General features: G+C 59.3%; 15 protein-coding genes. 5 read left to right on the top strand and 10 right to left on the bottom strand.

The features are described from left to right. Positions 1-7: 7 nt before the first annotated feature. From L1C91_RS03695 to L1C91_RS03675, 5 genes are read right to left on the bottom strand one after another with little or no spacing between them, the layout of a single operon-like run. Entirely contained in the window at positions 8-526 is a 519-nt protein-coding gene (locus L1C91_RS03695; protein ID WP_234858071.1) for a MarR family winged helix-turn-helix transcriptional regulator, read from the bottom strand. A gap of 44 nt (positions 527-570) precedes the next feature. Then, positions 571-3,231 carry an AAA family ATPase gene (locus L1C91_RS03690; protein WP_234858070.1) on the bottom strand — a complete coding sequence of 887 codons (2,661 nt, stop codon included), beginning with the start codon at positions 3,229-3,231 and terminating at the stop codon, positions 571-573. A gap of 20 nt (positions 3,232-3,251) precedes the next feature. Further along, the gene (locus L1C91_RS03685) at positions 3,252-4,385 is read right to left on the bottom strand and encodes a metallophosphoesterase family protein (protein WP_234858069.1); all 1,134 of its coding nucleotides are present in this window, start codon (positions 4,383-4,385) and stop codon (positions 3,252-3,254) included. Between the two features lie 6 nt (positions 4,386-4,391). Then, entirely contained in the window at positions 4,392-5,162 is a 771-nt protein-coding gene (locus L1C91_RS03680) for a hypothetical protein (RefSeq protein ID WP_234858068.1), read from the bottom strand. 15 nt (positions 5,163-5,177) lie between these two features. Continuing rightward, entirely contained in the window at positions 5,178-8,105 is a 2,928-nt protein-coding gene (locus L1C91_RS03675) for a DEAD/DEAH box helicase (protein ID WP_234858067.1), read from the bottom strand. A gap of 57 nt (positions 8,106-8,162) precedes the next feature. On the opposite strand from L1C91_RS03675, the gene L1C91_RS03670 reads away from it, so the two are divergent. Then, the gene (locus tag L1C91_RS03670) at positions 8,163-8,837 is read left to right on the top strand and encodes an HNH endonuclease family protein (protein ID WP_234858066.1); all 675 of its coding nucleotides are present in this window, start codon (positions 8,163-8,165) and stop codon (positions 8,835-8,837) included. Between the two features lie 10 nt (positions 8,838-8,847). Further along, a complete protein-coding gene (locus L1C91_RS03665) occupies positions 8,848-9,300 on the top strand; it encodes a hypothetical protein (protein WP_020976064.1) in 453 nt (150 codons plus the stop codon). 99 nt (positions 9,301-9,399) lie between these two features. On the opposite strand, the gene L1C91_RS03660 is transcribed toward L1C91_RS03665, so the two are convergent. From L1C91_RS03660 to L1C91_RS03645, 4 genes are all read right to left on the bottom strand, one after another. Beyond that, positions 9,400-11,403, bottom strand: coding sequence for a DEAD/DEAH box helicase (locus L1C91_RS03660; RefSeq protein WP_234858065.1), 2,004 nt, complete (start codon positions 11,401-11,403; stop codon positions 9,400-9,402). 69 nt (positions 11,404-11,472) lie between these two features. Then, positions 11,473-12,744, bottom strand: coding sequence for an MFS transporter (locus L1C91_RS03655; RefSeq protein WP_328219578.1), 1,272 nt, complete (start codon positions 12,742-12,744; stop codon positions 11,473-11,475). Next, on the bottom strand, positions 12,671-13,390 hold the full coding sequence (locus L1C91_RS03650; protein ID WP_234858064.1) for a hypothetical protein: 720 nt from the start codon (positions 13,388-13,390) through the stop codon (positions 12,671-12,673). The genes L1C91_RS03655 and L1C91_RS03650 overlap by 74 nt, the downstream gene beginning before the upstream one ends. Before the next feature lie 94 nt (positions 13,391-13,484). Continuing rightward, on the bottom strand, positions 13,485-14,327 hold the full coding sequence (locus L1C91_RS03645) for a (2Fe-2S)-binding protein (RefSeq protein WP_234858063.1): 843 nt from the start codon (positions 14,325-14,327) through the stop codon (positions 13,485-13,487). A gap of 91 nt (positions 14,328-14,418) precedes the next feature. Here L1C91_RS03645 and L1C91_RS03640 point away from each other — a divergent pair, with 91 nt between their 5' ends. The 3 genes from L1C91_RS03640 (at position 14,419) to L1C91_RS03630 (ending at position 22,756) form a co-directional block, all read left to right on the top strand. Beyond that, the gene (locus tag L1C91_RS03640) at positions 14,419-15,141 is read left to right on the top strand and encodes a hypothetical protein (protein ID WP_234858062.1); all 723 of its coding nucleotides are present in this window, start codon (positions 14,419-14,421) and stop codon (positions 15,139-15,141) included. 38 nt (positions 15,142-15,179) lie between these two features. Continuing rightward, entirely contained in the window at positions 15,180-18,809 is a 3,630-nt protein-coding gene (locus tag L1C91_RS03635; RefSeq protein ID WP_234858061.1) for an ABC transporter ATP-binding protein, read from the top strand. Between the two features lie 227 nt (positions 18,810-19,036). After that, on the top strand, positions 19,037-22,756 hold the full coding sequence (locus tag L1C91_RS03630) for a multifunctional oxoglutarate decarboxylase/oxoglutarate dehydrogenase thiamine pyrophosphate-binding subunit/dihydrolipoyllysine-residue succinyltransferase subunit (RefSeq protein ID WP_234858060.1): 3,720 nt from the start codon (positions 19,037-19,039) through the stop codon (positions 22,754-22,756). Positions 22,757-22,873: 117 nt separating this feature from the next. On the opposite strand, the gene L1C91_RS03625 is transcribed toward L1C91_RS03630, so the two are convergent. Further along, positions 22,874-23,566: a hypothetical protein gene (locus L1C91_RS03625; protein WP_234858059.1), complete on the bottom strand. Its 693-nt coding sequence runs from the start codon at positions 23,564-23,566 to the stop codon at positions 22,874-22,876. Positions 23,567-23,649 lie beyond the last annotated feature (83 nt).

Below are 23,649 nucleotides of genomic sequence, written 5' to 3'. Positions count from 1 at the left end.
TCTAGTGCTACGCCAACTCTTGGAGTTTTTGTTTTTGGGGCCCCAGCACACGGTCGACGACTGAGCTGATCATGCGGATTTCTTCCGCGTCAAGTTTGCTGAAGAATACTTCGTCAATGGCGTCGAGGTATTGGGGGTGCAGTTTTTCAATGATCTCTTGGCCTTGTTCGGTCAAGCGAATGACGACGCCGCGTGCGTCTCGGCTGCAGGGATGTTTCGCGACCAGGTTGCGTTTTTCCATGCGGATCACTTGGTGTGATGCTCTGGATCGGTCCCACTGCAGCAGGTCACAGATTTCCTTTAGGCGAAGTTCGAAATCGTGGCAGTGTTGGTGGTCGAGCGGCACGTGGGGTGCTGCGCGTAGGACGCTGAGGATGGAGTAGTCGGCGCTACTGATACCACCAGGTAGCCCTTCGTCGAGTGCTTTGTGCACGGCGAGGCCTGCTGCTGTAATGCGGGCCCATAATTCACCGCGGGCGTCGCGGCCGTCGTCGCCTTCGAGGTTAAGCGGGTGTTGAGTACTCATGTCTTACCTCCTTGTTAGAAGTATTCCTTAGTGCTGCAGCCCTGTCACATCTGAAGGTCTGTGACGGAATATTCTTTCTTGCCGACGACTTTTTCGAACCGCGCTGGTGTGCTGGTGAGTACGATGATTTGTTGTTGCCGCCCTGCCCTGCTGAGCACTGTGGCCATACGTGATAGTCGGTGCGTGTCGGTGTGTCCGAGTGCATCGTCAATGATCACTGGCAGGTTGCTGCCCGCGAGTTCTGCGACGGCGAAGCGTTGGAGCATGCCGAGTTGTTCTTGGGCTCCACCGGAAAGCTGGCCGACCGGAACGCTTGTCAGAGCACTGCCGTCGCTGCCGATGTTGACTCGGCTGTCGATCCCGAGTTCCGCATCGAGGTCGAAGCGTTGGTCGGGTCCGAAGATTGCCCTGGCTAGGTCGTTGAGCTTGTCGGCGAAGGGCTTGGCGTAGGCTGCGCGCGCGGCGTCGCGGTGACTGATGAGGACGTCGCGGAGCCTCTTGGCTGCCTCTGCACGCCGTTGTATGGATGCGTGGTGTCGGCGGGCGTTGTCGACTTCTGCATGGCTATTTTCTAGGCGTTCAGCCGCACCTTGTGCCTGTTCGATGTACCCGGTGCAGGTGGCGATGGTGGTGCGGGCGTCATCGATGCGTTCCCGCAGGCTGTCGAGCTGTGCTTGGGCGCCTTCGTAGAGGCTGCGCCGCAGTTCTGGGTCCGCCTGGGCTAGTGCGTCCAGGGCGTGTTGCTCAGCGGCCGTTGCTTGCTCGAAGTTGCTGAGGGCGTGCGCGTGTGCGGCATCGAGTTGTTCTTGCGTGTGCTCCAGCTCTGCGGTTGCTAGTTCGTCGGCGGCTTCCGCAAGGGTTGCTTGTGCGGCTTCGAGGTTGCTTCGGTGGATGTTGAGGGCTGTTTCTGCGGGTGTGCGCAGTGCCATGACGCGGCTTTCGTGCACGCGGGCGTCGCTGTCGGCTTGGGTGTGGTGTTCTTCGGCTTCTTCATGAGCAGCGCTGGCTTTAAGCAGTGCTTGTTCGGCTTCGTCGACGGTGATGGGGTCGAAGTCGCCGAGGAGTTGTTCGATGCGTCGGGTGTGCCTGCGCATGTCGTCAACGTCGCGTGTACCGATGATGGCGGTGCGTTCGCGGGTCAGACCGGTGATTTCCTCGGCGAGTTGGCGTTCGGCTTGTGCCCTGCTCAGTGCTTCTTCGGCTGATGACGCCGCGACCTCGTTAAGCAATGCGGTGAGTTGCTGTTCGCATCGTGTGAGGTCGGCGAAGACGTCCTCGTTTCCGAGGCCAGGGGTGATGTGGATGTCCACGTCGGCGATGCAGACGGTGGTGGCGTGGGTGAGTGTGTGGGTCTCGCCTACGGGTGTTGGTTCGCCGTCGAGGAGGATTTCTGTGGGGGCGTCCTCCCCTACTGCTTGGGTGGTGATTTTTGCTGCGACGGCGCTGGCGCGGATGCGTGCCTCGCGTGTGTCGCGTTCTGCCTCTGTGATCTTCTGGACGAGTTCGGCGCTGATGGGGTTGCTGGGCAGCATGTTTTCCAGCTCGACGATCTGGTCGTTGATGCCGGCTACTTGGTCGAGTAGTTGGGTGTGGTGTGCCCACTCGCGCAGTTGGGAGGCGCGGGTGAGTTGTTGTTTGGCGTCGCGCACGGCAGCTGCTGCGGTATCGCGCAGTTGTTGGGCTTGGGTGACGCGTTCGTGGAGTTCGGCTGCGCGCTGTTGTTCTTCTTGGTGGGCTTGTTCGAGTTCTGGTTGTTGTGCAAGCAGGTTTTCCACCTGCTTACTCAGTGCGGCGACGCGGGTTTTGAGTGCTGTGCGCTGCTCGAGGCGTTGCTCTGCTGCTTCGAGCACGATCTGTGCGCTGTTCTTTTTCTCGGTTGCTGCCTGAGCGTGCTTGGTGGCTTCTTCTGCTTCGGCGAGGTCTGCGCGGGCTTGTTCGAGTTCTTCACGAACACCGGGTATGCGTTGGGTGGCATCGTCGCGTATGGCTTCTGCTTCGCCCACCCGATCGACGTAGTTTTTTACGCTGTCAACGTCGCTTTGTGCTTGCGCATAGCGTTGTTCTGCTGCGGTGAGGTCCGCTTCTGCTTGTTTGTATTCGCCGGTTGGTTTGGCTGTTTTTTCACTAAAGTAGCGGCCGTATTCTTTTGCGACGGCGTCCATGAGGGCGGTGTTGTCCCCCGTCACCTCGGTGGGGTTGCCGTCGTGGAGGTCGTTGGCGGCGCCGGCGGCGCTAAGTGCTGCACTCAGGCTGGGGATTCCTGCGGCATTAATGCGTTCGTCGATGGTTCCTTGGCGGACGAACAGTGCACTGAGCAGAGTGGGGTCGATGTGTTCGGCGAGGATGTCTTCGAGGCGTTGTTCGGCTTCGCCGCCGGTAAGGTTTTCCACGGTGGGCGTCAGGATGCGTAGTTCGCAGCGTTTTTGTTTGAAGTAGGTTTTGGTGAGGTTGATGCGGTGCGGCCCGATGGTGGCGTCGAGTGTGATGGTGGTGGGCACGTCGCGCCCGACGGGGCGCATGAGTTTGTACTGGGCTTTTCCGGTGGTGTGTTTTTGGGTCAGCACCATGTCGAGGGCGTCGAGAATGGTGGATTTTCCGGCTTCGTTGCTGCCGCTGATGATGACAACACCGGTGTCTGGGATGTTGGATAGTTGGAAGTGTTCGACTCCGCGGAGGTTGTCGAAGCTCAGGCTGTGGATGCGCATGGTGTCCTCGTGTGGGGTCTTTAGTGTTGGAGTCGGAACAGTAGGCGGAGGGCGTCTTCGGCTGTTGTGTCGCCGTCTGCGCTTGCGTCGAGGAGTTCTCGGAGTGCTCCGTCTGCGTAGCCTCCTAGTTGGAGGGTGTCGAGTTCTTCGGTGCCGGGGGCGAGTGTGAGGTCCATGAGTCGTTCGCGTGGGTAGAGCGCGGCGAAGATGGGGGTTCGTGCGTCTAGTCCTGCGTCGAGGTGGTTCATTGCGGTGAGGTCGATGGTACCGCGCAGGGTGTATTTGATGACTGTTTTTGATTTGTTGGGGTAGGCGTCGAGGCGCGCGAGGAAATCCTCAACGTCATCGATGCTGTTGACATCTGCTTCGATGGCTTCCATAGTCCAGGTGCCCGTGGAGAGTTCTTCGACATCGACCCCTTCGTCGCGCAGGGTGACCAGCAGGGCGTGGCCGCTGTTGTTTTCGCCGCCACCGGTTGCTGTGTCGAAAAAGTCTGTGGGTTCTGGTGCTCCGGAGTACCACACGGCGCCGCTGCGTCCGATTGTTTGCGCGGAGTGCGTATCACCCATCGCAACATAATTGATGACGCCGCGTTGCAGGGCGTCTTCAATCAGCCCAAGGTCAATGGTGGCGGGGTTGTCGATGGAGTCGCGGTTGAGTACTTGTCCGTGGGCTAGGAGGATGCGGGCTGGGTGTTCGGGGTCGTCGGGTAGTGCGTCGAGGGCGAGTGCGACGAGGTCTGTGTCGGGGTGGCGGGTGAGCAAGGGGGCCCCGACAATTTCTACGGGCGTGCTGGCGCCTTCGACGCGAATGGGTGTGTGGTCGGTGACGATGTGGACGCCGGGAATGTCCTGAGTTTCGTAGAAGATGCTGTCGGCGACAAGGGGGTCGTGGTTTCCCGGTAGGAGGTAGACGGGCACGGGTAAAGCTTTGAGCTGTTCGAGGGCGCGGCCGAGGGTTTCGCGGCTGAGGCTGTTGTGCTCGAACACATCGCCTGCGACGACGATAAATTCCGCGCCGTGTTCTGTGGCTAGGGTGCCGAGGGTGCGGATGGCTTCGAGGCGTGCTTCGGCCAAGCGTGCTGCGGCTTCGGGGCGCAGCCTGGCCCAGGTTTTACCGAGCTGCCAGTCGGAGGTGTGGATGAAGCGTGTCATGGTGTCCTAGCGGGGGTTGGTGGGCATGATGTGCTCGTAGATTTCTTCGAGTTGATACATGCCTCTGAGTGCCTCTACGGAGTTTAATGATGCCGCGCGGATGGCTTGGGTGAGCAGGGTGCGGTCGCCGCGTTCGAGGGCGCTGTCGGGTTCTATGTCCGGCAGTGGCGGCAACTGCCCGCCGTTCCAAAAATCGGCTGCGGGTGGGGCGTCGATGGCATCGGCTATGGTTGCCAGGCTCATGTGCCGCAGGGCGAGTGCTTTTTCGGGGTTGCTGTGCAGCATGTCCGCAAAGACGAGGCCCACGGCGACGGCGTGTTTGCACACGGGAGCTGGGTCCGGACAGGTGCACTCGCAACGCTGGATGTCAAACAGTTGGGTCGCGATCTGCTGCGGGTATGTGCCTTTGCTCATCAACGTCAACGCATGGGGTATGCCGGTGATGCTGTCGCGGTCAAGGGGGTTGGATGCGAAGTGGAGGGCGACCTCGAAAGGGTCCAGCTGGGATCCTCGCACCAGCCCTGTTACCAGCCCGGGGCGAACGTCGGTGCTGATGACATGCCCATCGCGATGATAGTTGACGCCGCGGGTGTAGCGGCCGCGCTCGCAGATGGTGGCTAGCAGCAGGCGCAGCTGTGCGTGCGGGGTGATCGTGGGGGCGACTGCGGTGGGGGTTGCCTGTTGTGCGGGTTCGTCATGTTGTTGGGATGCACCGAATTTGGCGTAGATGACGTTGTCTTTGACCGAGCGTGCCGGTGGTGTGTCGCTTGTGTTCATTTCTTCCCCCCTTTTTTAAGTGGTCGTGCGTTCGCTGATGCTGTCCGCGTGGAGCAGCATGGTGAATTCTTCGGGTGACAGTTCTGTCAACCAGCCCTCTCCGGCCCCCACCACGCTGCTGGCGAGAGTGAGTTTTCCGGCCAGAACATCGTGGATGGATTCTTCGAGGGTCGATAGGGTGACCATTTTATACACGGCAACATTGTCGCGTTGGCCGATGCGGTACGCACGGTCGGTGGCTTGGTTTTCTACCGCTGGGTTCCACCACCGGTCCATGTGAACCACGACGCTTGCCGCGGTGAGGTTCAGGCCCGTGCCACCGGCTTTGAGCGACACAATCAAAATGGGTGCGTCACCTTGTTGGAAGCGTTCAACCATCTGCTGCCGCCCCTGTGGGGTAGTGCCACCGTGGAGGAAGTCGATGTCGCTTCCGGTGTAGTTACTCAAATATGTTCGCAGCATGGTACCGAACTCGCGGTATTGCGTGAACACCAAAATTTGTTTGCCGGCACGCAACGCGGCGTCAACAATATTCATTAAGGCTTCGACTTTTCCACTGCGGTGCCGACCTTTGAGGATCATGGGGCTGCCGTCTTTGAGATAGTGGGCGGGATGGTTGCAGATTTGTTTGATCTGGGTGATCGAGCTGAGCACCAAGCCTTTGCGGCGGGAGCGTTCGTTGACATCCGTGCTGTTGAGCACCGCGGTGATCTCATCAACAAGCGCCTGGTAAAGAGCGGCTTGTTCGGCGGTCATGGACACTTCGACGATGTGCTCGCTCTTGTCCGGTAGGTCATCGATAATACTGGGGTCGGTTTTCATGCGCCTGAGCATGAAAGGCGCACACAATTTCTTTAACGTGTCCGCAAGATCAAGGTTGTCATCCCTTTCGATGGAATTGGCGAAATAGTTTCGGAAGAAACTCTGTGTCCCAAGAATGCCGGGGTTGCAGAAATCCATAATCGCCCGCAGCTCCATCAGGCGATTTTCCACAGGGGTGCCGGTCAAAGCGATGCGGTGACGCGCGGGCAGCAGACGAATAGCGCGGGCTGCTTTTGTCGCAGTATTTTTAATCGCCTGGGCCTCATCGGCGATGACGTGGTCGAACTCGATGTCTTTGAGGGTTTCGACGTCGCGTGTGACCGTGGTGTAGGTAGTCACCACCACATCTGCATGACGCACCGCCTCGATGTCGCGGCGCGCGCCATGGTAGGCAACGACGTTGAGGCTGGGCACGAACTTGGCCGCCTCCGCCACCCAGTTATGCACCAACGACGTGGGACACACCACGATCGACGGCTTTGCAGAGCTGGCCACGGCAGCACCCGCAGCCGAACGCTCGTAGGCCACAAGCGCCAGGATCTGCAAAGTCTTGCCCAAACCCATGTCGTCGGCCAAAATACAACCGACGTTGTTGTCCGACATCCACGCCAACCAATCCAAGCCACGCTGCTGATACTGCCGCAACGTAGCCTGCACACTGTCCGGTACCTCGCGCGGCTGTGGGGCCGGCATCTCCGCACCCCACAGCGCCTCGACCCAGGGATCATTGGAGGCAATCTCCACATCCCGATCCAGCACGTCCTCTGCAGCCTGCTCCAACGCCAAAGCACGCACGTCAGCAGCGCTCATCACCCCACTTGCAGCCGCCGTGCCCCCACCCCGCAGACGACGATCCGCCTGCGCCGCCCGCTCAATATACTGGCGAATCCTGCCGAGCATCCGCTGATCAACACTGATCCACTTGCCGCGGATCTTCACCAAATTATGGCTACTGTGGATCAGCTCATTCATCGCCTGCGTATCAAGCTCCTGGCCATCAACCGCAACCTTCCAGTCGTATTCAACAATCTGGTCCATCCCAAAATGACGCACGATCGCGCCGGGCTGCTGGCTGGAGCGAACCTTAAGCGTTGCTGTGGCCGAACCTTTGGACCAGGATTGGGGCATCATCACTTTCACCCCGGCCCGACTGAGCTCGGCTATGTCACGGTCGATGAGGGTGGCCATGTCCTCCACCCCCAATTCCACGCAATCATCTGGCCATCGGGGCCACCACGATACCCCTGGAGCGGCGTCGGCGACTTCTTCGATGAGTTGCTGCGCCTCCACTTGGAAATCAGCTGACAGCGTCGCAGCCGGCACGGGCGCATCCACCCCCACGCGCACCTGTACGCTCACCGGCCACAAGCTATCGACTGGTTCCTCCACCATCACCACAACCTGCATAGGCACCGTGTTGGCGCTTTTCACCCACGCGTTGAGCTCTTGAACAAAACTCTCCCGTGTGCGTCGAACGGGCTCATATCCCACCAAGGAGCGCACCAATGGGTGGGGGTCGTCCAGTGCTGTGTCATCCACCAAGCTCACCACCACCCAATGGGCGTAGCGCCCGCACAACCACTCGATGAGCCCTGGCCCAAAATTGGCCTCCAACACCCCCGGCTGGGCACGGCTCATATCAATTTGCCAAGCGCGTTCCCTCACGCCACTTGCCAGAATCCAGCACCCATACCAGCTGCCATCCTCCCAGCGCACCGAGGGTAAAAAACCACCCGAACGCACGAAACGCTCGATGCCGGCATACGCGGACAGCAACCACATTAAATCTGGTGCGATCGCCGAACGTTGACGCCGCGTCGCCGCTGGCGAATCAGACAACACAAACGCCGCGCTTGATAAAAAACGCACCGCCTGCTCCGGGATCAGCCCCACAGCCTGCATATCAAGCCGGACTTCCCTCCCTTTTGGCGTATGCACCCGAATATTTTTAACCACCCTCACCCGAGAAGACGACAACAACCCATGGATCACCGGCGGGAAAGCATCCCCCGGCACATCCTGCACCGTCACCACGCGGTGCCCCTGGGTTTGCTCAATCCACAGATACAGCACCCCATCAGCGGCAACCGTGCCGTGAAGCAAAAAATCTGGGGTGGGCATGCCCTACAGACTACCCGGCCCCGGAACCACACCCACCACCACGACGTCTATGTAGATATGTTCCGTGACCCCCTCCGAAACTACAAACGCCTACTGATTATCGCTACCATCGTCACCATCGCCTACTCACTACACCCCGGGCACCCACCAGAAGGATTCACCTACGACCCTCCCCTAGCGCAGACACTGCCCCACGTACCCAGGGGACAGCGCAGCGACCGGCCGGCCACGGCCCCTTACCACCGTGAGCAATTCGGGGGATGGGCCACAGCCGACGTCAACACCCATCCGTGTACCACGCGACAACGCGAACTATCCCGAGCACTCGGCCCGCAATCACTCGATGGCTGCACGCTCATTAGCGGTGAGGCCGCAGACCCGTACGGCAGCGGACGGATGGGCCCCGACGTCAACCAAGCGATAGAAATCGACCACATATTCCCCCTATCAGCAGCATGGGACATGGGCGCCTACACCTGGAACCACACCACTATGCAAACCTTCGCCAACGACCCACTCAACCTTGTCGCCGTGTCCCGCACCCACAACCAAGACAAAGGCGACAAACTACCAGCCGAATGGATGCCGCCCAACCGCGCCGTGCACTGCTGGTACGCCCGCAGGATAGCGCTGATTGCCGCAACCTACCAGCTAAACCTGAGCAACGACGACGTCAGCACCATGAAACGCGCCTGCATCGTCCAAGATGCGCTCCACGCAACCCTTGGGTAGGGTTTAGCGGGTGAATATCCTCGTTATCGTGCACATCATTGCTGCCATCCTGTTCCTCGGACCCGTGGCGGTTGCCTCCTCCCTCTACCCCGCTTTCGCACTCCAAGCCACGGGCGGCGACCAATCCTCCCTCGGTTCTGCCCGCATCCTGCACCGCATCACCAACACCTACGCACTGCTGAGCCTCCTCGTTCCGCTGGCCGGCCTGGGAATGTTCATCTTCGACAGTGCCTACATGAAGCAAGGTAAGTTCCACGCCGCGATCCTCATCAGCGTCATCGCCTGGGCTGTCCTGTTCTTCCTGGTTCTCCCCCGCCAAAAAGCCTTGCTGGCGCTCGCTACCGACCCTGCGGCGCACGCAGCTGAACCCGACAAAGCCCCCGCGCTGAAGAAGCAACTTGCCATGTTTTCTGGAATCTTCAACGCACTGTGGATCATCGCCGCAGTGTTAATGTTCATCTAACACCCACGTAAAAATCATTTAAGGGCTGGGAAGATCTCGTTGAGATCTTCCCAGCCCTTAAGCTTTAGCAGCTAGTCGGCCTCAAGCCGACGACTGCTTCTAATAGCGATCGTTGTTGCGTGAGCGGAAGCCGCCACGGCCACCGCGATCGTCACGACGATCATCACGCCCACGGAAACCACCACGGCCACCACGATCATCACGCCCACGGAAACCACCACGGCCACCACGGTCGTCACGACCAACACGGAAACCACCACGGCCACCGCGATCATCGCGGTCCCCACGAGAACGATGCGATGCAGGACGCCCCATGGGCGCGCCGGGATCCGGCTCAATGTTGATCAGCTGACCGGAAATACGAGTGTCTTCGAGTGCCTCGAACACTTCCTTCGGAAGGTCCTTGGGAAGCTCGACCAGGGTGTGATCAACAGCGATGTTGATTCGGCCGAAGTCCTTGCTGCTCAAGCCACCTTCGTTAGCGAGAGCACCGACAATAGCACCGGGGCGCACGTGCTGGCGCTTGCCCACAGCCAAACGGTAAACTGCCATCTCTTTACCGCTGCGATCGAAACGGGTGGGGGCTTCGCGGTCGAAGCGATCACGACGGCCGCCACGATCACCACGGTTGTCACGATCGAAGCGATCGCGCTTGCTCGGGGGAAGTTCCTTCATGAAGAACTCATCGCCGGACGAAGCCTCGGTGGCCAAAGCGGCAGCAATGTCCTCGAGGGGAACATCGTGCTCTTCTGAGTACTCCTTGACCAGCTTGCGGAACACAGCGACCTCAGCGTGCTCAAGCGCATTGGTGATGGAATCCGCGAACTTATCCTTGCGGGATTCGTTGACCTCATCGACGGTCGGCAGATCCATTTCATCCAAAGGCGCATTGGTGGCGCGCTCAATGGAGCGGAGCATGCGACGCTCGCGGGGAGTGACAAACAAAATGGCTTCGCCGGAGCGCCCAGCACGACCGGTGCGGCCGATGCGGTGGACGTAGCTTTCGGTGTCATTCGGAATGTCGTAGTTCAGCACGTGGCTGATCCGCTCAACGTCGAGACCACGGGCAGCAACATCTGTTGCGACCAAAATGTCGAGACGGCCGTCTTTAAGTTGATCAACCGTACGCTCACGCTGTGCCTGCGCGATGTCTCCATTGATGGCTGCGGCGGAGAATCCGCGAGCACGGAGCTTTTCAGCAAGTTCTTCCGTTTCGTGCTTGGTGCGCACGAATATGATCATGGCCTCAAACTCGGTGACCTCAAGAATGCGGGTCAAGGCATCGAGCTTGTTGCGGTGCGCGACCGACAGGTAACGCTGGGTGATGTTGGTGTTGGTACGGGTCTCGGACTTGACCGAGATTTCCTTCGGTTCACGAAGGTACTCGCGGGCGATCCTGCGGATACCGTTGGGCATGGTGGCGGAAAACAGTGCAACCTGCTTGTCTTCCGGAGTGTCGGCAAGAATACGCTCGACGTCTTCTTGGAAGCCCATGTTGAGCATCTCGTCTGCCTCGTCCAACACGAGGAAACGCAGATCCGAGATGTCCAAGGACCCCTTTTCGAGGTGGTCGATAACACGACCCGGGGTACCGACGATGATCTGTGCACCGCGGCGAAGACCGGACAACTGAATGCCATAGGCCTGGCCACCATAGATCGGCAGCACATGGATGCCACCAAGGCTGGAGGCGAAGGATTGGAAGCTGTCTGCAACCTGCAGCGCAAGCTCACGGGTGGGGGCCAGGACCAAAGCCTGGGGTTTACGCACGTCCAGGGCAATCCGGGAAAGGATTGGCAGTGCGAATGCAGCGGTCTTACCAGTACCGGTCTGTGCGAGGCCCACGACGTCGTGGCCTTCCATCAGCACCGGGATGGTCTGCGCTTGAATGGGGGACGGGGTCTCGAAGCCCACCTTTTTGACTGCTGCGAGCACATTCGCAGGGAGTCCAAGGCTTTCAAAACCATTTTTCGGGCCGGTAGCCTCAGATTCTTTCGCTTCCCTGACGTCTTCTTGGACGTCCTGCGAATGATCTTCCACTTCCGACAAGTTCACGTTTTCCAGCTCTTCAACGCCGCTGGTGACGTTATCGGTATTGCTCATTGTTTTAGCCACTGTACGCGTTCCGCCCCTGTTTAGCTATTTATGGCGGCCTCGCGTGGCGTCAACATATTAGGCGGGCTGGGGGCTGGACTGCACAAGCCCAAGCGGTTCCTCAGCCGGAGCCCACGCCGCGACAGCCACCAATCCGATAGCCGCGCATAAACCGAAGGCCCACCTGAAACCAAAGGCCTCAGCAACCATGCCGATAACCAGGGGGCCACTGATTGTGCCCAGGTCTTGCACCATTTGGAACGTCGCAAGCACCCCACCACCCGAACGCTCCTTGCCGATCACATCGGCGACAGTCGCCTGCTGTGCGGGCGCCAAAATACCGGCCCCTGCACCAGCTAGAACCGACACAGCAATCAACACGCCCGTGTGCTGGCTCAATCCCAACACAGCGGTGAAGGTGGCATTTGTCACTATGCCCGTCAGCGCCAGCGGTTTGCGCCCCAATGTATCTGCCAGGCGACCGGCCCCTTGCAACGCAACAGCATTACCCGCCGCGAAACTCGCCAAAATCATTCCCGTCAACGCTGCGCTATGAAACGTCGCCACATACAACGGGATGCTCGCGACCCTAACCCCGTAGTTTGCCCACCCATTGTAAAAAGCCCCGACTAGAGCCGCACGATACGACGTACGTCCCCATGCTTCGCGCAAGCGCATCGCAGCGGCACCATGCTGCTCGACGTCACGAATAACCGCTGGATCGAGCATGATCCACACCAAAGCAGTGGCAATAAGCAGGGCGATGCCGTAGATAACAAAAGGTACCCGCATCCCGAGGCCAGCCAATGCGGAACCCAACAAGGGCCCCAAAATATTGCCCAGCAGAAACGCAGTCGCATACGTCGATGAGGCTTTGCCCCTAATGGATGGCGGGGCGATGCGGACAATCAACCCCATCGCAGACACCGTAAACATCGTGGAACCAATGCCACCTGCGGCCCTCAACACCAACACATGCCAGTAATCATGCGCGGTTGCCACAAGCCCAGTGGACACCGCCACCGTCAACAATCCAGATAGGTACACGCTGCGAGAGCCGAAAGCGTTGAGCAATCGTCCCGCCGCAGGAGCGAACAGCAACCGCATACCCGCAAAAGCACTCACCACCGCGGAAGCCGCAGCGATACTCACATCAAAGCTCTTAGCGAACTGGGGCAAGATCGGCGCGACCATGCCATAGCCCAAAGCAATGACCAGGGCAGCACTAACCAGCACCCAGATTTCTCTGGGAATAGGTGTGCGTGGGGGCGACTGTTTAGAACTGCTCGACGTCATCGACACCATCGATGTCATCGAGTGCTTCTGCCGGGTGATCGTAAAGATCGCCATAGGCCTCGTAATCGGCTACCGGAACGAGCTGTTCTTCCCAGGAATCCGCCTGCTCCGCAGCAAAAGCAACAATGTCAAACAAGCGGTTGATTTCCTTAAACGTCCCTAGTTCCAATACCTCTTCAGCCACCGCATCTGTGTCGCACTCTTCACACTGCAGCGCCGAATCCTCCCCATCAAGCGGTGCCGGGCAGATAAAACGCACCCGAGCCACCGGTGCAGCATCCACCGTAGAAACACTCACTTCAAGGGTGGAGGAATCACCCACCTCGGCCATCACCAATGAAGGAACGACGGGGTCCTGGAAAAACTGCAGATCCTGCAAACGGCTATCGGAGCCTTCCAACAATTCGCGAAGAATGCTCACCAATTGGTCGGTTGCGATGTGCTGGGCCACCGTAGCGACTGCGTCCTCGACCGAAAACACAACAGAGGTGAGCACGGCGTCAAAATCTTCATCGTCTTCATCGACGTCAGCTGCGGCGACATACACGTTGGCTGCGGGAAGCACAGGGTCCGTTTCTACGAATTGAATTTCCACATCCGCACTGATCGGAACGAAGAGTGTGGGATCCGGGGCCTCCGTAGCACGAGATTCAATACCCTCAGCATCCAGAGCCAGAGCGATGTCTTCAAAAAAGCTCACGACACACCTTTTCTATGGAAAGTTTCAACAAACAGACGGCGCCTGCCCGCGACGGCCCCTAGCCTAGCCGAAGAACGCACCAGCGACCGCCCTTTTAGAAATCCGAAGCAACAACCGACTCCACCGCCGCATGCCGATCCTGCGGCGTCTGACGAGGACAATTCGCGCACTTTCCGCTGCTTGCCGAGTGAAAAATCATGCAACAACTCACCCGACGCGCCACGTGGTGGCCCTCGCACATTCCTCCAGCCAGGGCCCCCGCGACGTCAGCGTCCGCCCACTGCCCGTCCACTACCTCGACGATGAGATTGTCGATCCCGGTGACCGACCCAAAGCCCCGCCCCAGGGCATGAGCCACCCTGATGCCCTCGGCGGGATCGAAGCTGTCGTTACCGGCATTGATCGCAGCCTGGATGAGTGCGTCGTAGGCGATCGCGAACAGAGGTTTGGGCCGCATAGATGCCTGCTCGGCCAGTCGCTCGACAATCGGCGTGATGCTGCGGGCAAAAACTGCCCCCTGTTCGGCCAGTAACTCGCGCGTAGATTCCTCTCCGGTGTCTTCGAGCCTATGGACCCGCCCGGGCAAGAAACCCAGCCAATAGTCTTCACCATCGCGAAGAAACAGCTGACCGCCGCCAAGATTCACATCGAGCATGGCGGCGTACTCCACGGCCGCTGTCACAGCCGGACCCACGAAGCTGTTGCACGCCGAAAACCACCACACTTGTGCAGCATGTTTAGGCTGCTCCAGGTTGAAGCGCTGCTGGGAATCAGCGATTGCGCGAGGGAGGTGCTGTTGCAATTCATCGATCGTTAGCGTCCGTGAGTCGGCTTGGGGGTGCAGTGCGGGAGCAAAACGGGGATACTCTGCGCACAAGTGAGCGCACTGCCGCAGCACGGCGTCCCGCTGTGCCGCAGTGTCAGGTGGGGATGTCATGGGTGCTGCCCTATCCGTGTGACGGTCGTGCCCGGTTAGTGTCCCAGGTTAACAAACGCTGCTGCTTTAGGTCCTACTAGACTGTGTGCTTATGGCTACCAACACGGATTCCATTACCGACGCTGTGAACTCTGATCCCGCAGCACTTGAGCAACGCGCAGGCGCTAGCGGCCGGATGCTAATCAAGGCTGTTGATCGCGCAGCCCACATGCAAAGCGCTGCCATCGTCAAATACGTCGAGTGGCTGCGGGCGGGAAATCCCGACGCGTCGCCCAGCGAGATCCAAAAGATGATGGACAAGCACCTCAAGCGCCTGGCGATGGGTTCGGGTGCGGGAGTAGGTGCTGCTGCCGCTATCCCTGGGATTGGTTTCGTCACTGGTGCCGCTGCTGTTGGCGCGGAGTCTTTGGTGTTTCTTGATGCTGCGACGCTGTACGTGATGGCCTCGGCGTACCTACGCGGCGTCGATATCCATGATGAGGAACGTCGTCGTGCACTGATCCTGGTGGTGTTGTTGGGTTCGGCTGGCACTCTGATTGTTGACGCCGCGGTGGGCGATCTGAACAAGAAAAATGGCGCGTCCGTCGCCGCAACCCTCACCCGCTTTGGGGCTCCGCGTTTGAAGGACGTTAACTCCAAGCTGACTGCCGCCGCAGTCAAGCGCATGGGTAAGAAGTTCAAGGCTGCATGGTTGGGCAAGCTGCTGCCTCTGGGCGTGGGCGCTGTTGTTGGCACCTTCGCCAACCGCACGCTGGCACACAAGGTGATCTCTAACGCACGTACCTCCCTTGGCCCCCTTCCTGCGGAGTTTTAATCAGTTTCTTTTAGTGCAGCGTGTAGGCAGTTTGTCGCGTGTTTGATTCAGCCCTGAGGCTTGCCAAGGTCGTCGTCGCTCAGCGGACCCTGGCTGTTGTCACTGCGGTGTGCACTTTGATGGTGGTTGCCGCTGAGGTCTACACGCCACTACTGACCAAGGCTGTGATTGACCGGGCTATTGGGGGAAGCCCGGTTGCGCCGCTCATTGCCGCGTTGCTGGCTATCGCCGTGGTGCGTTTCTGCTTCCAATTTGGCCGTAGGTACACGGCCGGGCGCTTGAGTTTGAGTACCCAGCACCTGTTGCGCATTGATGCGTTGCGTTCGGTTCACAGGTTGGATGGGCCTGCGGCTCGCCGGGTCGATTCGGGGCAGTTGATGAGTCGGACGATTTCTGACTTGTCCACGGTTCAGGCGATTCTTGCGATGTTGCCGTTGGCGCTTGGGTCTTCGATCAAAATGGTGGGGGTTATCGTTGTGATGCTGTGGCTGTCGCCGCCTCTTGCGGCAATGGCTTTGGTGTCAATTCCGATCATTGTTGTGGGTGCGTGGCGCTCACGCAAGCGCTTATTCGAGGCTTCTGCTGCAGCTCAGCAGCAGGAGGGCGTTGTGGCTGGTGAGGTTGAGGAGGCCGTGCGCGGGATCCGCGTGGTGATGGCCTTCAATCAGCAGGGTCGTGAGTGCGAGCGTGTTGAGGCCTCCAGTCGTACCTTGTACGAGTTGCGCATGGTGGTGGCGCGCGTGATGGCGCGTTTCCAGCCTTTGTTGGATCAGCTTCCGAAGCTGCTGGTGGTTGCCAATGTGGCTTTCGGTGGTTGGCTGGTACATACCGGTTCAATCACACTGGGCACTTTTGTCGCTTTCGCCTCTTATTTGACCACGTTGACGGTCATTTCGCGCATGCTTTCGGCTATGTCTTTGCGCATTATCACGTCGATGAGCTCAGTCAAGCGCGTGTTTGATGTTATCGATCTTGAGGCGTTGTTGCGGTGGGATGATCCCGTAGCACCGGCAGCCGAGGGGCCATTGGGGGTGCGTTTCGAAAACGTTGTTGTTCCGACGGGTGACCCGTCTTCGGCGATGAGTTGTAACCTGCCTGCCGGGCACTGGTTGGCGCTCACTGGGCCTCCTGGTAGTGGTAAGAGTGCGTTGGTGGACGTGCTTGGTGGTTTCCAGCAGCTAGATTCTGGCGGCATCATGTTGACCTCGGATAACGGTGGCGATGTGGAGCTCTCCCCTGCTGCTCGGGGCGACGTGGTGTGTGTTTTTGATGATCCGTATCTGTTTTCCGCAAGCATTCGCGACAACATCGCCGTAGGACGCGACGTCACTAATGAGGCGGTTGAGCGCGCGTTGCGTACTGCGTCGGCTGATCGTTTTGTGCATGCGACTGCCGATGGTGTGAACACCGTTGTCGGCGAGTCTGGGATGACATTGTCGGGTGGTCAGCGTCAGCGGCTTGCGTTGGCTAGAGCGTTGGTGTGCCCGCCTAGGGTTCTTGTGCTTGATGACGCCGTGTCGGCTGTGGATGCTGCGACGGAGCAGGCTGTCTTTTCTGCGTTGCGCGAGAATTATCCGGATATGACTGTTATCATGGTTGCTCATCGTGAGTCAACTGTTCGTTGGGCGGATCAGGTAATGGAGGTGACGCAGTGTTCTGTGGGCGCCAGCCCGGGCACGTCTGTGCCGAGTGTTGCCGCCGCCCCGAGCTCGTCTGCGTCGACTGGTAGCGCTAGCGATCAGTCTGGGGGGATGCCGCGTCGTGGTCACCCCGCAGGTATTCCAAAGGGCGGCGCATCCAGGCCGGTCGTTCCTGCCGACCCTGAAGAATCCAGTAGCGTTCCGACCGCTTCGGATGCCACTCTTCGCGCACTGCTTAGCACGGTTGCGTGGCCGTTGGCGGGGGTTGTGGCTTTGTTTGTGTTGTCGGTTTTGGGCGATCTTGTGTTTCCTGCACTTGTTCGTGTCGCGATCGACCACGGTGTGGCTGCACCGACGCAGCAGGCTAAGAGCACGCTGCTGTGGGTTGCAGTCGGTGGCAGCGCGTTGGTTGTTGCTAGCTGGGCGGTTGCGGTGGCTTCCACGGTGTTGTCGGCCCGCACGGGTGAGCAATTGCTGTTGGCGTTGCGCACGCGTTCGTTTACACATTTGATGTCTTTGAGCCTGGATTATTTCGAATCCACGCGCGTGGGCAAGGTGTTGACCCGGATGACGACGGACATCGATAGTTTGAGTTCTTTCCTAAGAACGTCGGTGGCGCAGGCTATTGTCGCGGTGGGCACCTTGGCGGGCGTTGTGCTGATGTTGCTGCTCACTGACACCCGCTTGGCGCTGGTGGCTTTGGCAATTGTGCCGGTGATGGGGGTCGCCACGATTGTGTTCCGCAGGATTTCTGCGCGTTTGTATACCCAGTCGCGCGAGCAAGTCAGTGGTGTTAATGCTGATTTTCGGGAGCTGATCGCTAACCTTTCGATCACGCAGATGTACCGTCGCGAGGACGCTACTTTGGAGCGTTTTGCTTCCGAGTCCGATCGCTATCGTCGTCTGCGTTTGCAGTCTCAGACTGCGGTGTCTGTGTATTTTCCGGGCATGAATGCTTTGTCGGAGGTTGCTCGGGCTGCGGTCTTGGGGTTTGGCGCGGTGCAGATTTCGCGCGGTGAGGTCTCTGCTGGCGTCGTCATTAGTTTTGTGATGTACATGGGGATGCTGTTTGGACCAATTCAGGAGCTATCCCAGGTGTTTGATTCTTATCAGCAGTCGAGGGTGGGTTTGCAGCGGATACAGCAATTGTTGTCGACGCGGCCCTCCGTGTGCGACGACGGGTCTGATCCGGATGCGGCACGTTGTGCCCGCGGACCTCTCGTTTACGATGACGTCGCGTTTAGCTACGGCGGTGCGCGTAGCGCGGAGGCTGCTCTGAAAGCCATTAATCTGTCGATTGAGCCTGGGGCGACGGTGGCGATTGTGGGGCCTACGGGGGCCGGCAAATCGACTCTCACCAAGTTGTTAGCCAGGTTCTACGATCCTGTCAGCGGGCGTGTATGTGCCAGTGGTTCACCCATTGATGGTTTTCCCATTGACCAGTGGCGGCAACAGTTGGGGTATGTTCCGCAAGAGGGGCACCTATTTAGGGGAAGCATCGCCGACAACATTGCTTATGGCTACCCCCATGTCCCCCACGGAATGAAAGCTGAGAACAACACTCCCCCGGCGGATACCCCCTCGGATGATCTTCGTAACCGCGTGGTTGCTGCGGCGGAGGCTGTGGGTGCGCGAAGCACCATCGAGGCGCTCCCTGGAGGCTTCGATTATCAGATCAGCAACGGCTCCAGATTGTCCTCCGGCCAACGCCAGTTGATCGCGTTGGCCCGCGCCGAATTTGTCCGGCCCTCTATTTTGATCCTGGACGAAGCGACGGCCAGTTTAGACCCAAACACCGAGGCCACAGTGGTGGAAAGCCTTCATACGACGCTGGATAACGCCTCCGGCAGAACCCAACGCACCTCGGTGATCATTGCCCATAGACTGGCGACAGCTGCCCGCGCCGATCGCATTCTTGTTGTCGATTCTGGTCGCATCATCGAGGATGGTTCTCACAGTGAACTGCTCGCTCAGGGCGGGCACTATGCTCGGCTGTGGCAGTATTCTGGCACGGACATGCCCCAATAAAGGTAGACAAAGGCCACATTTTGTGGTTTTTTAGCTATCCTGGATGAAGCCCGTTTACCGGCCGTGGTTTCGCACGCATATTTCCAATGCGACTGTGCAACCATGGACGGCGATAACGCTCAATGATAAATAGCGAAAACAAGCAACGAAACATTGCTCTTCACCACCCACACTGGGTGTGAGGAGCACACCATGTACCCCAATAGGAAAAGAGGCGAGCACCTGCCGTGAGCAGCGCTAATTCTTTCGGCCAGAACCAATGGCTGGTAGACGAGATGTTCCAGCAGTTCCAAAAAGATCCGCAATCTGTGGATCAGGAATGGCGAGACTTCTTTGCCGCGAATGGTAACCCCACTTCCGGCGACACCCCTGAACCTGCCACCGCTCAGGCTCAGAACACCAAGGACACATCTGCCGCAGCACCCAAAGCCGCGCACCCTGCCCCGGCAAAGAAGGTACGCCAGCCCGGCCCGGCTTCGGCAGCCGCCAACTCGGAAGCAGCCGCTGCGGCTGCAAAGAAGGCAGCAGCTTCCCCGATGAACGCGGGGGGCGACCTACCGGAATCCGGCGCAACCGAGATGAAGGGCATCGCCAAGGCGATTGCAAAGAACATGGACCTTTCCCTGGAGGTCCCCACCGCGACGTCAGTACGCGACATGCCTGCGCGCCTGATGTTTGAAAACCGCGCGATCATCAACGATCACCTGCGCCGCACCCGTGGTGGCAAGATTTCCTTCACCCACATCATCGGCTACGCCATGGTGAAGGCCGTTATGGCCCACCCGGACATGAACAACGCCTACGAGCTGCGCGATGGCAAGCCCTTCTTGGTGGTCCCGGAGCACATCAACCTCGGTTTGGCTATCGACCTACCGCAAAAGGACGGCTCCCGTGCACTGGTTGTCGCGGCAATCCGCGAATGTGAGTCCCTGTCCTTCTCCGAGTTCGTTGAAGCCTACGAAGACATCGTCAACCGTGGCCGCGCAGGCAAACTCACAGGTAAAGACTTCTCCGGTGTGACAATTTCGCTCACCAACCCCGGTGGTATCGGCACCCGCCACTCCGTTCCTCGCCTGACTAAGGGCCAGGGCGCCATCATCGGTGTCGGCTCCATGGACTACCCCGCTGAGTTCCAGGGTGCTTCCGAGGATCGCCTCGCAGAGCTCGGTGTCGGCAAGCTCGTCACCATCACCTCTACCTACGATCACCGCATCATCCAGGGCGCGGAGTCCGGTGAATTCCTCCGCACCATGAGCCGCCTGTTGGTCGATGATCACTTCTGGGACCACATTTTCGACGTCATGGGCGTGCCTTACTCCCCCATGCGCTGGGCCCAGGATCTGCCCAACACCGGTGTTGATAAGAATACCCGCGTCATGCAGTTGATCGAGGCCTACCGCTCGCGCGGCCACCTCCTCGCCGACATCAACCCGCTGCACTGGGTACAGCCCGGCATGCCGATTCCGGACCACCGCGACCTCAACATCGAGTCGCATGGCTTGACCCTCTGGGACCTCGACCGCACCTTCAACGTCGGCGGCTTCGATGGTCGCGAGACCATGACTCTCCGCGAGGTGTTGACGAAGCTCCGCACTGCCTACACGCTCAAGGTTGGTTCCGAGTACACCCACATTTTGGATCGCGACGAGCGCACCTGGTTACAGGATCAGATCGAAGCTGGTCAGCCCAAGCCCACCCCCGCAGAGCAGAAGTACATCCTACAGAAGCTCAACGCTGCGGAGGCGTTCGAGAATTTCCTCCAGACTAAGTACGTTGGCCAGAAGCGATTCTCCCTCGAGGGTGCAGAATCCCTCATCCCGTTGATGGATGCGGTAATCGACACCGCCGCAGGCCAAGGCCTGGATGAAGTTGTCATTGGTATGCCCCACCGCGGTCGCCTGAATGTGCTCGCCAACATCGTTGGCAAGCCCCTGCACACCTTGTTCAACGAGTTCGAAGGCAACATCGATCCCGCCCAGGCTGGTGGTTCCGGCGACGTCAAGTACCACCTCGGTGCTGAGGGCACCCACCTGCAGATGTTTGGTGATGGCGAAATCAAGATCACCTTGACCGCCAACCCCTCTCACCTCGAGGCCGTCAACCCTGTCATGGAGGGCATCGTCCGCGCTAAGCAGGACATCCTAGACCTCGGCCCTGACGGCTACACCGTCGTGCCGATCCTGCTTCATGGTGACGCCGCGTTCGCTGGCCTTGGCATCGTGCCCGAGACCATCAACCTCGCCCAGCTGCGCGGTTACACCGTCGGCGGCACCGTCCACATCGTGGTTAACAACCAGATCGGTTTCACCACCACACCGGATTCCTCCCGCTCCAGCCACTACGCCACCGACATAGCGAAGGCTTTCGGCTGCCCGGTGTTCCACGTCAACGGCGACGACCCCGAGGCTGTCGTGTGGGTCGGCCGACTCGCTACCGAGTACCGCCGTCGCTTCGGCAAGGACGTCTTCATCGACCTCGTGTGCTACCGCCGCCGTGGCCACAACGAAGCCGACGACCCGTCGATGACTCAGCCTCAGATGTACGACATCATCGACAACCGCGAAACCACCCGCACCAAGTACACCGAAGACCTGGTTGGCCGCGGTGACCTGTCCAACGAGGACGCTGAAGCAGTTGCACGTGACTTCCACGACCAGATGGAGTCCGTCTTCAACGAGGTTAAGCTCGCTGAAAAGCAGAAGGCTAAGGCTCAAGAGGGCATCACCAGTGCGCAGGAACTTCCGCACGGTCTGGACACCTCCGTCACCCGCGAAGAACTCGTGGAGATCGGACAGTCCTACGTCAATCTTCCGGAGGGCTTCAACGCTCACCCGCGCGTCGCACCCGTCGCGAAGAAGCGTGCAGAAAGCGTCCGCGAGGGCGGCATCGACTGGGGTTGGGGCGAGCTTTTGGCCTTCGGTACCCTGGCTACTTCCGGCAAGCTCGTTCGTCTCGCAGGTGAGGATTCCCGTCGCGGTACATTCACCCAGCGTCACGCAGTGATGATCGACCCGAACACCGCTGCAGAATTCAACCCGATCGACGAACTTGCTCGTTCCAAGGGCGAAGGCAAGTTCCTGGTCTACAACTCGGCGCTGACCGAATACGCAGGCATGGGCTTCGAATACGGCTACTCCGTTGGTAACCCCGACGCCGTGGTCGCCTGGGAAGCACAGTTCGGTGACTTCGCTAATGGCGCGCAGACCATCATTGACGAGTACGTCTGCTCCGGTGAAGCCAAGTGGGGCCAGACCTCCGGTGTCATCCTGCTGCTGCCTCACGGCTATGAGGGCATGGGCCCGGACCACTCCTCTGCACGCATCGAGCGTTACCTGCAACTGTGCGCTGAGGGCTCCATGACGGTTGCCCAGCCTTCGACCCCGGCAAACCACTTCCATTTGCTGCGTCGCCACGCCCTTGGCGACCTCAAGCGCCCGCTGGTCGTCTTCACTCCGAAGTCGATGCTTCGTCTCAAGGACGCAGCCTCCCCCGTGGAGGACTTCACCGAGGTCAAGAAGTTCCAGTCGGTCATCAACGACCCGCGCTTGGTTGACCGCGAAGGCAACGTCATTGGCGATGCCGACAAGGTCAAGACCATCATGCTGGTGTCCGGCAAGCTCTACTACGAGCTCGAAAAGCGCCGCAAGAAGCTCGGCCGTGAGGACGTCGCGATCGTTCGCATCGAAATGCTGCACCCGATCCCGCACAACCGCCTCAAGGAAGCGTTCGACTGCTACCCGAACGCAACCGAAATTCGCTTCTGCCAGGACGAGCCCGCCAACCAAGGTCCGTGGCCCTTCCTCGGCCTACACCTGCCGGAGCTCATCCCCGGCATGCTGCCAATGAAGCGCATCAGCCGCCGTGCACAGTCCTCCACCGCAACTGGTGTTGCCAAGGTTCATGCCTTCGAGCAAGAGCAACTGCTGCAGGCAGCGTTTGAGGATTAATTAACCTCTTCGCGCTAGAGCGCTAAAGGCCGCGCTCCTCGACTACCCCATCGAGGAGCGCGGCCTTTTTAGCGCGCCAGGAGGCTGCTGAAGTGTCATTCCCCGCGCTAGAAGCCATTAAATATCATGGTCGACGATGTAAGGCTTGATAGCTGAGGACACCGATTGAAGCTCCACAGCCTTGCCATCTAGCTCATCTAAATCCGCACGGCTAACCGTTCCTGATACCTTGTTGAGGCTTTGCCGATCGTGATGATCCAACACATGTTTGCGGAAGATCGGCACGATATTCTGCGGCAAATCCAGCATGGCTTCACCCGTGGAATCCTCGCACCCTTCGGTTGAGGAAGGATTGGCAGCTGCAACCGTCTCGGGCAAACTGGCCACCATCGCCGCATACACCTCATCGCGAGTCTCACCGGAAGTCACATCCGCGTTTTTGCCACCCTGCGCCTCAAACTTCTCCGAAAGTTCCTTAGCCTTAGCGGGATCCAACAGCTCCAACGCAGTACCAGTGCAGACGACCGCGACGTCAGCATCCCCCTCCCTAATACTGCGAATTAGCGCTGCATAACCCTGACGCACCGAATCATTATTGTCGTGGGAATACGCCTGATGGCCACCACTATCCAGCGCCGTCTGATACAGCTCCGCCAAAATCCAGTTCTCTGTATCGACGGGATTGAACGTTACAAGCAGAGTGTCTCGATCGCCGATGTCCCTTAAAAGCCTCTGCTCCGGCTGACTACATGCGGCAACCCACACCCCCAACACGCAGCACAAGGCCCCCAGGGTTAACCGTCGACGCATCACACGACCTTCCCGCTCACGCGGCACTGATACCGAGTAAGCACTCCGGCACATCACCAACCACTGTTGTTCACTACCCATGC

It is taken from the genome of Corynebacterium argentoratense (genome assembly GCF_021491455.1).
Taxonomy (GTDB): Bacteria; Actinomycetota; Actinomycetes; order Mycobacteriales; family Mycobacteriaceae; genus Corynebacterium; species Corynebacterium argentoratense_A.
The sequence above is the reverse complement of the archived record's forward strand: the minus strand, read 5'-3'. Positions and strand labels throughout refer to the sequence as shown.

What these genes read in the sequence shown, in the direction of transcription:
- L1C91_RS03695 (WP_234858071.1), bottom strand. Translation starts at nt 526, where the DNA reads ATGAGTACTCAACACCCGCTTAACCTCGAAGGCGACGACGGCCGCGAC.
- L1C91_RS03690 (WP_234858070.1), bottom strand. Translation starts at nt 3,231, where the DNA reads ATGCGCATCCACAGCCTGAGCTTCGACAACCTCCGCGGAGTCGAACAC.
- L1C91_RS03685 (WP_234858069.1), bottom strand. Translation starts at nt 4,385, where the DNA reads ATGACACGCTTCATCCACACCTCCGACTGGCAGCTCGGTAAAACCTGG.
- L1C91_RS03680 (WP_234858068.1), bottom strand. Translation starts at nt 5,162, where the DNA reads ATGAACACAAGCGACACACCACCGGCACGCTCGGTCAAAGACAACGTC.
- L1C91_RS03675 (WP_234858067.1), bottom strand. Translation starts at nt 8,105, where the DNA reads ATGCCCACCCCAGATTTTTTGCTTCACGGCACGGTTGCCGCTGATGGG.
- L1C91_RS03670 (WP_234858066.1), top strand. Translation starts at nt 8,163, where the DNA reads ATGTTCCGTGACCCCCTCCGAAACTACAAACGCCTACTGATTATCGCT.
- L1C91_RS03660 (WP_234858065.1), bottom strand. Translation starts at nt 11,403, where the DNA reads ATGAGCAATACCGATAACGTCACCAGCGGCGTTGAAGAGCTGGAAAAC.
- L1C91_RS03655 (WP_328219578.1), bottom strand. Translation starts at nt 12,744, where the DNA reads ATGGCGATCTTTACGATCACCCGGCAGAAGCACTCGATGACATCGATG.
- L1C91_RS03645 (WP_234858063.1), bottom strand. Translation starts at nt 14,327, where the DNA reads ATGACATCCCCACCTGACACTGCGGCACAGCGGGACGCCGTGCTGCGG.
- L1C91_RS03640 (WP_234858062.1), top strand. Translation starts at nt 14,419, where the DNA reads ATGGCTACCAACACGGATTCCATTACCGACGCTGTGAACTCTGATCCC.
- L1C91_RS03625 (WP_234858059.1), bottom strand. Translation starts at nt 23,566, where the DNA reads ATGCGTCGACGGTTAACCCTGGGGGCCTTGTGCTGCGTGTTGGGGGTG.